14 protein-coding genes are annotated in these 14,587 nt (G+C 37.4%); 4 read left to right on the plus strand and 10 right to left on the minus strand.

The genetic code is table 11. The features are described 5' to 3' along the window. Nucleotides 1–10: 10 nt before the first annotated feature. The 4 genes from TSP02S_RS06470 to TSP02S_RS06485 are packed head-to-tail and all read right to left on the minus strand — an operon-like array spanning nucleotide 11 to nucleotide 5,373. On the minus strand, nucleotides 11–2,377 hold the full coding sequence (locus TSP02S_RS06470; RefSeq protein WP_041082805.1) for a glycoside hydrolase family 2 protein: 2,367 nt from the start codon (nucleotides 2,375–2,377) through the stop codon (nucleotides 11–13). Nucleotides 2,378–2,392: 15 nt separating this feature from the next. Next, the gene (locus TSP02S_RS06475) at nucleotides 2,393–3,199 is read right to left on the minus strand and encodes a carbohydrate ABC transporter permease (RefSeq protein WP_041082806.1); all 807 of its coding nucleotides are present in this window, start codon (nucleotides 3,197–3,199) and stop codon (nucleotides 2,393–2,395) included. After that, nucleotides 3,200–4,087, minus strand: coding sequence for a carbohydrate ABC transporter permease (locus tag TSP02S_RS06480; RefSeq protein WP_052465358.1), 888 nt, complete (start codon nucleotides 4,085–4,087; stop codon nucleotides 3,200–3,202). 59 nt (nucleotides 4,088–4,146) lie between these two features. Continuing rightward, entirely contained in the window at nucleotides 4,147–5,373 is a 1,227-nt protein-coding gene (locus TSP02S_RS06485) for an ABC transporter substrate-binding protein (protein ID WP_041082808.1), read from the minus strand. Between the two features lie 370 nt (nucleotides 5,374–5,743). On the opposite strand from TSP02S_RS06485, the gene TSP02S_RS06490 reads away from it, so the two are divergent. The 3 genes from TSP02S_RS06490 to TSP02S_RS06500 all read left to right on the plus strand — a co-directional run bounded on the left by TSP02S_RS06490 (nucleotide 5,744) and on the right by TSP02S_RS06500 (nucleotide 7,892). Then, complete coding sequence (locus tag TSP02S_RS06490) at nucleotides 5,744–6,091, plus strand: cupin domain-containing protein (RefSeq protein WP_232503800.1); 348 nt, start codon at nucleotides 5,744–5,746, stop codon at nucleotides 6,089–6,091. A 41-nt stretch (nucleotides 6,092–6,132) separates the two neighbouring features. Continuing rightward, the gene (locus tag TSP02S_RS06495) at nucleotides 6,133–7,536 is read left to right on the plus strand and encodes an MATE family efflux transporter (protein ID WP_052465361.1); all 1,404 of its coding nucleotides are present in this window, start codon (nucleotides 6,133–6,135) and stop codon (nucleotides 7,534–7,536) included. Between the two features lie 107 nt (nucleotides 7,537–7,643). Then, nucleotides 7,644–7,892 (plus strand): hypothetical protein, encoded by a 249-nt coding sequence (locus TSP02S_RS06500; RefSeq protein ID WP_144380740.1) that lies wholly within the window; start codon nucleotides 7,644–7,646, stop codon nucleotides 7,890–7,892. 3 nt (nucleotides 7,893–7,895) lie between these two features. Here TSP02S_RS06500 and TSP02S_RS06505 read toward each other — a convergent pair whose 3' ends face one another. From TSP02S_RS06505 to TSP02S_RS06530, 6 genes are all read right to left on the minus strand, one after another. Next, the gene (locus tag TSP02S_RS06505; RefSeq protein ID WP_052465362.1) at nucleotides 7,896–8,501 is read right to left on the minus strand and encodes a TetR/AcrR family transcriptional regulator; all 606 of its coding nucleotides are present in this window, start codon (nucleotides 8,499–8,501) and stop codon (nucleotides 7,896–7,898) included. A 12-nt stretch (nucleotides 8,502–8,513) separates the two neighbouring features. After that, entirely contained in the window at nucleotides 8,514–9,314 is an 801-nt protein-coding gene (locus tag TSP02S_RS06510; RefSeq protein WP_041082814.1) for an ABC transporter permease subunit, read from the minus strand. Beyond that, nucleotides 9,311–10,192, minus strand: a complete 882-nt coding sequence (locus TSP02S_RS06515; protein WP_041082817.1) for an ABC transporter ATP-binding protein — start codon at nucleotides 10,190–10,192, stop codon at nucleotides 9,311–9,313. The genes TSP02S_RS06510 and TSP02S_RS06515 overlap by 4 nt, the downstream gene beginning before the upstream one ends. Before the next feature lie 106 nt (nucleotides 10,193–10,298). Further along, nucleotides 10,299–10,685 (minus strand): hypothetical protein, encoded by a 387-nt coding sequence (locus TSP02S_RS06520; protein ID WP_041082819.1) that lies wholly within the window; start codon nucleotides 10,683–10,685, stop codon nucleotides 10,299–10,301. Next, a complete protein-coding gene (locus TSP02S_RS06525; RefSeq protein WP_041082821.1) occupies nucleotides 10,685–12,379 on the minus strand; it encodes a hypothetical protein in 1,695 nt (564 codons plus the stop codon). Before TSP02S_RS06525 ends, TSP02S_RS06520 begins: the two co-directional genes overlap by 1 nt. An 11-nt stretch (nucleotides 12,380–12,390) precedes the next feature. Beyond that, on the minus strand, nucleotides 12,391–12,891 hold the full coding sequence (locus tag TSP02S_RS06530; RefSeq protein WP_041082823.1) for a PulJ/GspJ family protein: 501 nt from the start codon (nucleotides 12,889–12,891) through the stop codon (nucleotides 12,391–12,393). A 251-nt stretch (nucleotides 12,892–13,142) separates the two neighbouring features. On the opposite strand from TSP02S_RS06530, the gene TSP02S_RS06535 reads away from it, so the two are divergent. Beyond that, complete coding sequence (locus TSP02S_RS06535) at nucleotides 13,143–14,477, plus strand: cyclic 2,3-diphosphoglycerate synthase (protein ID WP_232503673.1); 1,335 nt, start codon at nucleotides 13,143–13,145, stop codon at nucleotides 14,475–14,477. Nucleotides 14,478–14,587: the final 110 nt, after the last annotated feature.

Genomic DNA, 14,587 nt, shown 5'->3' on the forward strand with positions numbered 1-14,587 from the left:
CCTCAAATATTTAGTATAGTATATAAGAAATAATCAGTCTTGAAATTAGATCATCTTTCAATGTTGTGAAGATCTTTCGCCTTCCTTCTATTTCTTTTGTGTACAACAGAGAGGTAAAGGCATAACCCCAACCAGTGATTTTGTTTATGATTGAGTTGTCAGAACTTGGTATTTTGTCTTGTTTCATCATAAGCACATATTCTGATGTGACCTCACCTAAAGACCATAGTAAAGCCGATATATTCTTATTTCTTTTTGTATTGAATATGGTCAAATTGCTTATCCAATCTCCTGATAGATCTAAAAAGCCATGAAGTTTTTGCTTTTCAGAGATCGATACGAGTTCATCATCTTGCAATATATCACCATTTACCCAAACTATCTCATCTTTCAAAGGTGATGGTCTCAAAACAACTATTGGGTAGAAATTGCGATTGATTAAGTCCCCGCCTTCAAAAATTTCAAGAAAAATATTCTGTGTACTTGGTTCCAGTTTTGTTGAAAAATCCATGATCTTTGATACCGACCATTTTTTCAATGAAATTGGTACCTGTTTGAGAATCTTGGTATCTGTTCTGATGACCAAATTTGCATCGATATTTCTTCCTGAATTATTAGCTATATAAACTTGCGCGTGATAGATATCATCATCTTTGATGATTGCTCTGTGATCTTTAATGATTGGCAAGATCTCTCTGTTGAGAAACCTCAATTTGGAATGAAAGACCTTTGGCATACGATTATAATCCAGTAGCCCATTGGCTTCCCAAGCAATATCTGAAAATTCAGTTATGACATAACCTGAAATCTCTGGCCTGAGTCTCATCCTTTCTATTTGATATTTCAAACCTAAGAATTGGTGAAGCTGAGCTTGGTAGATGAAATCATCTATGTTGTGAAAACCACAAACGCGAGCAATTGCATCGATAGGTGATGAGTTTGGAAATTTCACACCCATTGTGGTTACAGGAAATCTCATCCAATTACCTTCCCAATCTTTTGGATCAGAAAGCCCCCAGATACCAAATTCTGATACAACCTTTGGTAACTCTCTGTCTGATTCAAAAAAACTCTTAAAATCTCCGGTAGCGAAATTTTCTATTTTTTTGTTCCACTGTGTGTTGTGGTATGGAAATGAATTATAGAAGTGAAAATCATCTATATCTGAGATGACATGAAAATTACCAACACAAGCGGAGTTGTCTACATAGAGTCTTGTATTGTCAAGATTTTTAGCTTTTCTGTAAAACAATTCGAGCCACTTTCTTTCTTTTTCTTTGGATAGATCGATACCCCAGCTTTCATTTATCAAACTTAGAACAACAAAACTCGGATGGTTTGCATGCCTTTTTAGAAGGTTTTCAAGCAATTTCTCCAGGTATTCCATCGATCCTTCGTTTAACTGTCTTGCGTATGGCAGGTCTATCCATACCAAGAGTCCAAGTTCATCTGCAACTTCCAAGTAAAGATCGTCTGGGATTTTCACATGAAATCTCAAAAGATTTAGTCCCATTTCCTTTGCTTTCAAAAATTCAGAGATGAGATCATCCTTTTTGGGTAGTATGTAGTGATTGATCGGATAGAAATTCTGATCAAGAGCACCAAACAAGTAAATAGGTTCGCCATTGAATAGTATTTTATCTTTATTTGTATCTATCGTTCTAATACCGAATTTTGTTTGAAACCTATCTTTTGAAACACCGTCGGTGAAATCAATTATGGCTGTGTAAAGTTGAGGGGATTTCAGAGACCAAAGTTTTGGATTCTCAATGGCAAAATCAAATGTTGAGTAATTAAATTTTTCACTCAAAATTTGTATTCCTGATGGATCTATCACAGTTAAGGAGAAGTCATGTTCCTGTCCATCAGAGAATTCAATTTCACACTTGATGGTTTTTAGGTCTTTCATTGGTATGAACTTTGCAGATTTTATGAAAATCTTGTCTACAATCCATAATTCAACATTCTGAATTATTCCACAAGCATTCCCATACCAATCTTGTTTGCCCATAACGATTTCAGGTTTATTGATTATATCAAAATCAGAGACAAAGATCTTTAATGTATCATGACCATCAAAATTTAGTGATTCTGTTATCTCAATATCAAACAGGTCATAGCCATTTTCATGGTCTAAGATTTGTTTTCCGTTTATGTAGACCTTCGACAGGTAGTCGATTCCGTGGAATCTCAGCAAGACTCTTTTATCAGACAGTCCTTTTAATTCGACCAGTTCTCTTTCATATAAACCAGAAAGGCAAACTGGATTTGGATAGCTTTGTTCAGTTATGGGAAATTCATGTGGTAGAGAGATATCGTTGCAGATTACACCATCTTCGTAGGTTAATTTCCAATTTTGATTCAAAATAATTCTCATCATCTTGCGCTCCTTTCATCTCAGACTCAGGATTACCCCGCGCGTTAGATACCTTTGCATGAAAAGATAAACTACTATAACTGGTAAAGATGCCATCACGTTTGCTGCCATTATTGGACCATACCGTATGTTGACATCCGAACCAGCCAGTGCCACTAATCCAACTGGTAGGGTGTACATCTTTTCATTCGTCATAACGATCAGGGGCCAAAAAAAGTCATTCCATATCCAGGTAAAATGGAGCACAGCTACCGTTATGATAGAAGGTATCGACATTGGCAAAATGATTTTGAACATTATATCTAACTCACCTGCACCATCTAATCTCGCAGCCTCTTCATAGTCAGCTGGTATGGCTTTCATGAACTGTGAGAGTATGAAAACTGCCATTGAGGAAGGTAAAGCTGGTATTATTATTCCAAATAGATTATTCACAAGACCGACTTTTCTGATCATCAAATATAGTGGGATGGCAATTGCCTGACTTGGTATCATAAAACCAGTCAAAGACAAAATGTACAATAACCTTCTCCCCGGAAAATTCATTCGACTCACTACATACGCCGCAAGCGTACAAATTACGATGATGCCAACTGTTCCTACCGAAGAAGAGATTAAACTGTTTATGAACCAAGTGCCTATCTTTGCCCTTTGGAGTATCGTTCTGTAATTATCAGCCGACCATTTGGACGGTATCCATTTTCCAGCAAGGATATCTTTCTGCGATTGAAAAGACGCTAAAACCATCCAGATAAGGGGAATCAAGTAAATAATAGACAATACAATTGCCAGAGTTGTCAAAAGGTATTTTTTTAATCTCATCTATATCAACTCCTCTTTTGAAGAGGAAATCATCAAACGCAGTTGTAGGTATGAAAAAACAAGCATTATGAGGAACATGATAAATGCCATACTTTGAGCGTAACCCATTTTGAAGTATCTAAAACCCTGTTCATAGATATATTGCATAACTGTTCGAGTCTTTCCAGCTGGTCCTCCCGCTGTCATAATGTAAACTTGTCCAAAGATTTGAAGTGAGGCAATGATTTGAGTCACGATGACAAGAACATGTACCCTTTTCAGAAGTGGTATTGTTATAAAGATCATTTTCTTAAAACCACTTGCACCATCAAGTTCTGCCGCTTCATAATAAGAAGTCGGTATCTGTTGCAACCCCGCAATATATAGAACAACACAAAAACCCATCGTCCACCAAACTGTAGTGATAGCGACGGCTGGCATAGCCCAAGTTGGGTCGACAAGCCAATTGATGGTCTTCAAACCAATGGACTTTGTAGCCTTCGAGATCAGTCCAAAATATGGATTGTAAAGCAATGCCCATGTTAGACAAACAACTGAAATCGTCAAAGTGTATGGGAGATAAAAAGCCGATCTCATGAATCCCCCTGCATGCATCTTGCTATTTGCAAGTACGGCGACCAAAAAAGACAGGATCATGATTGGTGGAACTGTCAAGATGACAAAATAAAAGGTGTGCCACAATGATGATAGAAAAACCTTGTCAGAGAACATACGTGTGAAATTAGCAAAACCTATGAATTGAGGGGTACCCAAAATATCCCATTTGTAGAACACCATCCTGACTGAATTTACAAAGGGTATCAATTTGAAGATAATCAACAAAACACCAAATGGTAGAAAAAATAAATAAGCCAGTAATGTGTGTTTTTTCTTGTTATAAACAGTCATGAAATCCCTCCGTACGAAGGATAAAGAAGGGGGATAACCCCCTTCTTTTGAATTATATGTCACTCTGATAAAACATTTTTGATTGCCTGTTGTAGTTCCTTCGCGCCTTGTTCAGGTGTCATTTGACCAAGGATAACGGATTGATTTATCTCCCACATCTTCTGTCTGATTTCTACCCATCCTTTCATACTCGGTGCAGGTACAACAAAATTTGCAACCTGCGCGTAATCTGCTCTCATGGGCAATTTCAAGAATGCATCAGACCTCAAAACACTGTTGAGAACTGGTAAATGCCCCGCTTTTGCCCATTCTGCAGAATTTCTTGCAAACCATTCTATGAATTTCACAGCGGCTTTGATTTTATTCAGATCGTCTTTTGGATGTTTCGGAAGTACCCATGTGTGGCTATCTGCCCATGTGTAAGGTTTGCTACCAGGGAGAGCAGGCACACTTGTAACACCGAATTCCAAATTGAGTGTTGGATAGACCGCCATTGCCCAAACGCCATTCAGATGGAATGGAGACTGATCGTTTTGGAACAGTGATTCACCAGTATTGTAATCCATTGATTTCATGATACCCGAATCAAAGAGACTCTTAATGAACTCATAGGTTTTTTTCGCTTTTTCAAGGTCAAGTTTAATTGTATTTGTTTTTGCGTCATAGAATTCACCGCCAAGTTGTGTGTAGTAAGCTATGAAAAGTCTTTCGCCAGTCATTGGTCCATTTTCTGCAGAGATACCTACATCCAGACCAAGTTTGGTTTTGGCTGTTTTCGCATAGTTAATAAGCTCATCCCAAGTCTTTGGGACAAGAGCTTCACCATTTTGGTCAACCAACCCTGCTTTTTTTAGAAGTTTCTTATTGTAGTAAAGGACAAGAGGGTGTGTATCGATCGGAATTGCGTAGAGTTTACCATTATAATGTGCTTTTGAGATAATCTCAGGCACATAATCAGGCAGAATATCCTTAGACACATAACTGTCAATAGCTGTCAAGGCTCCTCTTGAAGCAAAATCTGGTATCATTGCGAGATGCATGACAGAAACATCAGGTGGATCTCCTGCGACCACTGCTGTAGTCAATTTGTTGTAAAGTTCTCCCCATTCAATTATTTGCTCAACAACTTCGATATCTGGATTTTCAGCGTTGAATTTTTTGATAAGATCAGTTACTATGAATCCTTCACCGCCACTGAAAAATGTCCAGACAGTTATCGTTGTTTTTGCCTGAGCAATGACAGCTAAAAGAGCCAAGATGCTGATGATCAAGAGTACTTTTTTCATGGTTTCAACCTCCCCTTGAAATCTCATTGACCACTTTGATTTTTTACTTAAAAAAATCGTTTGTGGTCTACTTCAACGATAACGTTATCGTTAATCTAAGTCAAACCACAGATTTTAAAGAAAAAAAGAGATTATCGAAAATAATCAGAGAGATTGGCAAAATATGGTTTGAAAAGTTTTATAGTGAGTATTTTATTGGACCCAGATATACCATTTTGCTCGTTTTTAATCATCATCTTTATTTTTAATCATTCTCGTTAACTCAAAAGTAAGGTTTTGGGATTTGAAAATGGATCAAAAATAAATTGACTGTGTCAATTGTGTTGACGATCCAAAATACATGGTTGAAAGGCATAGAATAATAAAGGAGGTGTTCATTTTGAAGATCGGTAGCTACAAAGAAGTTCAACCAGAGAGTTTTTTCGACGGAAAGGTCCTAAAACGAGTTTTGATAGGTCCAAAAGACAATTCTCCAAATTTTGCAATGAGACTTTTCACACTCAAACCAGGTGCAAGTACACCATACCATTCTCATGGTTGGGAACATGAGGTCTTTGTTGTGGATGGAAAAATAAAGGTTAAGTCAAAGAATGGTGAGATAGTAGTTGAAAAGGGCGCTTTTGTTTTCGTAGAACCTGATGAGGAACATCAGTTTACAAATGTTGGTGATAAATTCGCCCATTTCATATGTGTCGTGCCAAACCGTGGTGAACAATAAATAAAACAAATTTTTGGATTGTATGAGTGGGGTGTGTTTTTATGGAAAAAGACACAAAAGGCGTTTCGCTTCTTCGATCTGATCCTAAGAAAGCTATTGTGAAATTGTCTCTGCCAATGATGGTTGCTTTGATCGTTCAGGCTCTGTACAATCTTGTCGATAGTATTTGGGTGGCTGGACTTGGCCCAGAAGCACTCGCGGGAATCGGGTTATTCTTTCCCATCTTCATGATCATACTGGCTTTTTCGGGTGGAATTGGAGTTGGAGCAAGTTCTGTCATATCCCGAAAGATAGGAGAAAAAAATAAACAACAGGCTGATTCGGCTGCCACTTATTCTATTACCCTTGCTCTTATTTTTGGAGTTCTTGTGACTATAGGAGCGTTTCCTATCCTTGGCTCTATTCTCAAATTAACAGGTGCAACTGGCAAAACACTTGAGCTTGCGATGAGATATTCACGAATAATACTCATTGGAATAACACTCCTAATGTTTAACAACGTGGTCAATGGAATACTCAGAGGTGAAGGAGACACAAAAAGATCGATGCATGCAATAACCTTAGGGGCAGTTCTAAATATATTCTTAGATCCTCTGTTCATTTACACCTTTGGTTGGGGTATCGATGGTGCGGCTTACGCAACTGTTATCTCAATAGCTGCCTCAACACTCTTGATGGCAAATTGGTTGTTTTTCAAAAGAAATACCTATGTCTCGATTAGTTTCAAGCACCTACAAGAAGGCAAAAAGATAATAGCCGATATATTGAGAGTAGGAATACCCACATCTCTTGGCCAGATAATTATGTCCACTTCTAACTTTATACTCAACAGATTCATCATAGTGGCTGGTGGAGACGTAGGTGTTGCTATTTTCACAAGCGCTTGGAGAATCATAAACTTTGGTACTATACCTTTGATGGGTATAGCAAATGCTGTGACTTCTGTAACTGGTGCAGCCTATGGTGAAAGAAATGCAAAAAAACTGGAAAGTGCGTACCTTTTCGCCATAAAATTTGGTCTTACCATAGGTCTTTGTACGATGGCACTTATTTTCCTTTTTGCCTCAAAAATAGCTTTCATATTTACTTATTCAGAAAGTGCGAGTGTTCTCTTTGATGATCTTGTCAAAGCTTTAAAGGTTCTGAGTTTTTTCATCCCGACAGTTCCATTTGGAATGTTCACTTCTGCGATGTTTCAAGGTATAGGCCATGGAATTAAAAGTCTTGCAGTTTCAATTCTCAGAACAGTGGTTTTGCACATTTTCTTTTCATGGTTGTTCGTTTTTGTCTTGAATTTGGGACTAAAAGGTGTATGGTGGGGTATGTTGTGTGGAAACATAGTGGCAGAAGCTGTAACTTTTGCATGGGGAATAATGACCTCAAAGAATTTGAGAAGAAACTTTGGAGCAGAAACAAGTAAAGCTATGGTGCAATGCAATAATTAAAACTCAACCACCAAGTCAGCAGAGAATATGAACCATTACAATATCGAGCAAAGAGAAAGGAACTCGCCAGGTTTTGTATTGGGATATTTTCAGTGGGAGAAATCAAGATGATAATTCACGTCTCTTTACTTGAAAAAGATCTTTTGTTAACACCACATGCCTTTCACAGAATGATGGAACGTGGTGTTCAAATAAAGGAACTTGTAGATCTTCTTGAGTCCAAAGAGTCTCAGGCTACAATGCAATACAATGAAAGAATCCGCATTACAAATGGTCAGATAACTGCTGTATTGCAGCTTTCTGGTCAGATTCTCTATCTTGTCACCATATACAAAGAAAAGATTTCAAAAGAATGAGCTTCATCTCTCAGTAATGCCAAATTTCAACATGTCGATTATTTTATCTGTTTGGATCTTGATTTCATCAAAATTTTCAAGTATCTGTTGAGTTTTGTCGACATATTGATTAAGGTAGAGTTCACCAAGACCATCAAAAACCGCTTTTACAAAGACTATAGCGTCTTCATAATCGATATTTTCACGCAATTTCACAGTTTTTATCTTCTCATACAAAATATGAATTGAATTCGAGAAGCTTTCTTTAATCATAATCATAACAGTTTTTTGGAGCCTTTCTGGCAGGGTTGATACCGATAAAAGAAATTTTGCATAAATAGGTTTTTCTGTGGCCAGCGAGATTTTTCTCAAACTCCACTCCTTGAGAAACTCAAAAAAATCATAATCTTTCGATCTCTCGGCAAACTTTTCAAATTCACCTTGCGTCCAATTCAACACACGCTTGTAGCAAGAAATATAAAGGCTTTCTTTGTTCTTAAAATAGTGGAATAAAAGACCTTTAGCAACATTTGCGCTTTTAGTAATTGTATTTGTGGAAGCCGCTTGATAACCCTTCTGCGCAAATTCTTCTATAGCAGCTTCTAAAATACGATCAGTCACGGCTATCATAGATTCACCCTCTCACAAATATATATCCTTCTTTGAATAAATCAAAAAAGATATCAGTATAGCAGCGCTGTTTATCAGAAGATATAAAAGCAAGAAGATCGGTTCAATAAAACCTTCTTTCACAACTTTGATGCCATCTGAATAATAAAACGGCGTGAAATAACCCAAGAATCTCGCTTGATCTGTGAGTTTACTGACCATCGAGAGAATGTACAGAACAAAAACGATACCTATAGCCAGAGAGATCGAGTTATCTTGCCTTTTAAGGCAAGTGGTCACACAAAAAACAAGATCTGCTATGCTAATGTGCAGAATAAACTGGGAAAACCAGAAAACCAAGAATTTTTTGTGATCAAAAGTTCCAGACCCAAAATATTCCATTATCATCAAAGAAAAAAGACACAGAGTGGCATCTAAAAACAGTACAGATGATAACAATATGAGGATTTTTTGCCAGAGGATTTTGGATCTCTTGATGGGTTTTGAAAGCAGAAACTCCGCTGTTCTATCGCTTTCTTCCTTTGCAATCATTTTTATCGCAAGTAATGAAGCAAAGATGCTTCCAAATAAGGTTACAAAGATACTTGAGATAGTCGCAAGATAGTTCAGAATATTGGTAAAGTCAAAATTTTCCAGTCCAAAGATCCTCAAAAATGCCTTTGGCATCAGTTTCATTACCTTGGAAAGTAGTTCGGCATCTTTTGCCATCGAAGGATAAAAGGCACCATACATGAAAAGTATTGCAATCAACACCACAGTCCAGATCACCACAGATTTGAGGTTTCTCTTTATATCCCACAAATAAATGTTCATTTCCCCACCTCCTTGTAAAATGACATGAAGAAGTCCTCAATGGATGGATCCTCTATCCAGATATTATCTATTTGAATATTCGATAGTTCCTTTATTAGTTGGTTTATTTCTCCAATGTACTCAAACTTGACAATTGAATCTTCAACTGTGATATCCGTAAGATTTGAAAGTCTCTCTATTTTTTCTCTTTGCGATGTCTGAACTCTAACTACTTTGTAGTTCTTTCTTCTTAACTTTTCTATACTCTCGATTTTGATTATTCTGCCGTCTTTTATCATCGCGAATCTGTCACAAAGTCTTTGAACTTCATTTAATATGTGAGACGAAAAGAAGATCGTAGTACCCTGTCTTCTCAGATCTTCGAAAAGTTCAAATAACCTGTTTTGCATTATAGGATCAAGTCCATTTGTCGGTTCATCACAAATGAGCAGTTTTGGTTTGTGCAAAAGTGATTGAACTATGGCAACTTTTTTCTTATTACCCGTTGAAAGTTCGCGAAATTTCTTTCTTTTATCCAATTCAAATCTCTGACACAGTTCATCTATATAAGTTTTATCAACTTTCTTATAAAAAGTCGCAGAATAATTCAAAAGCTCTTCAACCGTTATATCAGAATAGTAATTCACCTCACCTGGGACATAGCCTATCTGGGCCCTTATATTATGACCATCTGTGATACAGTCTCTGCCAAATACACTCGCATAACCAGAATCCGGGAAGATCAAGCCAAGGATTATCCTTATAGTGGTGGATTTCCCTGCACCGTTGGGACCTATGAAACCAAAGATCTCACCTTCATTGACCTCGAAACTCACATCGATTATGCCCCTGTGTTTGCCATAGTACTTGGTTAAGTTCTCTGCTTTTATGACCGACATCTTTTCATACCTCCTTGACCAACTGGTCAATTACAGTATAGCACATCTTGACCAACTGGTCAAGGGGAAGGTTCATATGAGAGGAATCAAGTAAATGGAGTCAAATTTATAAACCAAAGATAAAAACAAATTCAATTGTTTTTCCTGGTTTTTGTTCTACTACGATGTATGCCTTTCTATATTTAATTTTTTGATTTGAAGAAATCGTTTTTGAAAGATCTTGAAAACTCAAAGAAGACACTTTTGGATACTGTACATTTCCATTCCAATAAAGATTGTTGATAGACGCGGCAGTTATGTTGGAAACATTATGCTTAATTTCATATTTTGAGAGATATCCATATACAAAATTCAGCAGTGAAGTAACTTCGATCTGAGCTTCTATCTTATCGGTCTGTGCTAAGGACAGAGTAATACTTTCAAACCCAAAGACCAAAAGAATTGACACCAATAATAGACTTATAATCGCCTCTGTCAGCAAAATTCCTTTCATCAATAAACACCTCTGAGTGTCAGAACGAGTATTTCACCCTTTTTAGCGGGTGTACCACTAATAATACTTATTCCTTCGAGTATCTTGTTGTCATATATGTAATTCTTATAGTAACCTGAGACTGTAGTATCACCACTGAATGTTCCCACTGGTCCTCGATAGTTTTGCATCAAAGATCCAAAGATTGTGAGTTGACCGTTCGGGGATCCTTCATCGTAGTTTTGGACCTCAAAACTCCCGTTAAAGGCATATATACTCGCATTGATTTTCATGTTTCTCTGTTTATCCTTTATAATCACTGAGTTGTTGGCAACTATGTTCAAAAAATCTGAACGCTCGGTATTTCTCATCTGTTCTACAAGTTCTTGATTAACCACGATGTTGTCGATGCGGTTATGTGGAAAAAGATCTCTGAAATCTTCATAAACTATGTGGTCATATATTTCGACATCTTGTTCTGAATATATCGTGTATTTTCCATCTACATACATTGGTTTGTCACTATTTGTATGGTTCCTCAGCGCGATTGTGAGATTGGATTTGAGTACACCATTGAAGTTAACATTTCTTGTTTCGTCATTGCCACTACCTTGTAATCCAAGCCACTCTCGAGCATCTTGACCATGTATGACCATATGATAACCATCTTCACTTGGTCTTGGTTTTAACGTGAAAAGAGAATCTGTCTTTACTTTATTGTCAGATTTATCCTGATATTCAACATAAACCTTCATGAATTGGTCATTTCCTTGACCCTGAGCGCTCTTGAATTCAACGATAAGTCTCACTGGTGTGAGCCTTTTACCATCCCTTATGATAGTGCGAAGGTTCAAGTTTATACCACTTTCAATGGTGCTGTTGACAAAATCTACTGGATTTTTAACCAATGCATTTAAATCACTTGAATAGTTACTCGCGATCATCGACATTCTATAAGACTCTATATCTTGCTGTGTCAAGATTTTAGGAGAAAACGGGTCATCAAAAATAGGATTCCCTGATTGTATATCAACACCTTTAACTTCGACGGTTGATTTAAATCTTGGATTTCCGCTGATGTGAATAATATCGTTGGATCTCATGGGACCATCTATAACTTCCTTAGATATGAAATAGATAGTCTGCCCACCAGGTCTTGTCTCTTTTTCTGTGAAATACGCATATTTGTTCAAAAAATCCACGGCAACAACTGCTACAGAGTAGGCTTCTATTTTGCCACTAATTGCTCTACTTACCAGGAAGGCAGAATATGGTCTGCCGTTGGCTTGATATGAAGCCGCAATCGGTAGAACTATAGAAGAACCAGAAATATCAGATGAGTCCTCAGTAAATCCACTGAGTGTTGATAGATCAAAATATCGTTGTTCATTGATTCTGTTGAAGAAATTTTGCCAATAATCCCCATCTGATTGAGAAATCATGTAATTTTTGAATCTATTCCACCATTCTATGTTCTGATTCACATTCGCAGAAGTCCAACTAAGAGTTATGCCACTGGTACCACTGAAGTATGGTTTTATATATGCAAGAGAGAGCTGAAGGAGTTTCTGCGAAGACAAATACGCATTATTTTTCTCTATTTCAAGCGCATTGTTTCGAACATAAGCCGTTGTATTCGTGAGAAGAGCTATTGACAAAATCGATATTGCAGCGATTATGATGAGGGTGTATATCAAAACATATCCTTTTCTCATTGATCACCACCTCACTTGATGTTAGAAAGTACAACGCAAGAATGCAGTTTGTAACTCTTAGTGCCAATACTCTTGCCGAGTGTGTATGATATTATCCCTGTATCAGGACTCGAAAAGGCGCACTCATCTAATTGACCAATTTGCATGGATTTACTGTAGGATCCACCAATTTCTTGTATATTCAGAACTAAAACACCATTTGAAAAGTTTAAAGAGTAAAGTAATTTGGCTGCCGATCCATAGACTCCGTAAACACCCTTGGAGAATGGGACCGTTGCTACGAAGGTCACCAAATTACTCTGGACACTCAGACCATCCACTGTCGGACCAGCTTTTAGAATCTCCCTGCGAAGAGTAGAATCTATTTTGGCGAGTTGTTCTTGAACATTTGTCTTTTGAATCAAAATTTCAGAATTTCTCGTTATCTGGTTATAGATAAAAACCGATATCCCAGTTACTATGAAAATCAGTATCAAAACTACTACTAATTCAATCACTGTGAAGCCCTTCATAGAAACCTCCCCTATCTATTTCTTTGATTATATCAAAAATGTCTTTGTTGTATTAATATCATGACTATTATTTTAATCCGAAATGTTTTGATGAGCATACTCAAGCATACGTGAGCATACTCGTATAACTGAGTATTGTATTGGTTTTCGTCTGTTTCCAGAACCAGATAAGCATACTTTTTGGAGATGACAGGAACTGTTTAAATTGATATACTACCATAGGAGTTCAAAAATATTTGGAGGTGAACAGCGTGCGGAGAAAGGTTATCATCATGGGCGCAGCAGGAAGAGATTTTCACAATTTCAACACATATTTCAGAGACAACGAAGATTACGAAGTTGTAGCATTTACAGCTACTCAGATACCAGATATCGAGGGTAGAGTATACCCACCAGAACTGGCTGGAAAACTCTATCCAAAGGGAATACCAATTGAATCTGAATCAAAATTAGTCGAGCTCATCAAAAAACATGATGTAGATGAAGTGGTACTTGCCTATAGCGACCTACCACATCAATATGTCATGGAAAAGGCAGCTGTAGTGACCTCTGCTGGTGCAGACTTCAAACTCATGGGACCAAGGCATACAATGATTAAATCTAAAAAACCCGTTGTCGCAGTTTGTGCTATAAGGACAGGCTGTGGGAAGAGTCAGACTACACGAAGGGTTCTTGATATACTCAGATCAAAAGGATTGAAAGTTGTGTCTATAAGACACCCAATGCCTTATGGAAATCTTGTTGAGCAAAAAGTGCAAAGATTTGCTACATACGAAGATCTGGATAAGTATAAATGCACGATAGAAGAGAGAGAAGAATACGAACCACATATAGATAGAAGATCGGTTATCTATGCCGGCGTAGATTATGAGGCAATTCTGAGAAGCGCTGAGGCAGAAGATCCAGATGTGATTCTCTGGGATGGTGGAAACAACGATTTTCCATTCTACAAACCAGATCTCATGATTGTCGTTACAGACCCACACAGACCTGGACATGAAGTCACATACTATCCTGGAATGACTAATCTTTTGATGGCAGACGTTGTGGTGATAAACAAAGAAGAAACAGCAGATCCACAAGGAATAGAAACGGTTAGAAAAAATATCGAAAAATGGAATCCCAATGCAATTGTAATAGATGCAAGTTCGCCAATATTTGTGGAAGATTATTCAAAAATCAAAGGTAAAAGAGTACTCGTAGTTGAGGATGGTCCCACTCTAACGCATGGTGAGATGAAATACGGTGCCGGCTTTGTTGCAGCAAAGAAATTTGGAGCATCTCAAATCATAGACCCAAGGCCATTTGCAGTTGGATCAATTGTGGAGACATACAAAAAATACAACCATTTAGATTTGATCCTTCCAGCAATGGGATACGGTGAAAAACAAATCAAAGAACTTGAAAAAACGATAAACTCATCAGACGCCGAACTTGTCATTATAGGAACTCCGATAGATCTCAGAAGAGTCATGAATTTGAACAAACCAGCGGTGCGCGTAAAATATGAGCTGCAAGAAATAGGAAAACCAGATCTCGAAGATGTTCTGAATAATTTTGTCAAAAAGATGGAAAAGAATATTTGAGAATGAATCACCTATCATGTTTTTGAACTGGTTCGTACTATGATCTGTCTATAAAAACAGGAAAGAAAATTAGACAATTTTGGTCTTAGTAGCTTGTTAACACAAACGTT

The sequence above is a fragment of the Thermotoga profunda AZM34c06 genome (assembly GCF_000828675.1).
Taxonomy (GTDB): domain Bacteria; phylum Thermotogota; class Thermotogae; order Thermotogales; family DSM-5069; genus Pseudothermotoga_B; species Pseudothermotoga_B profunda.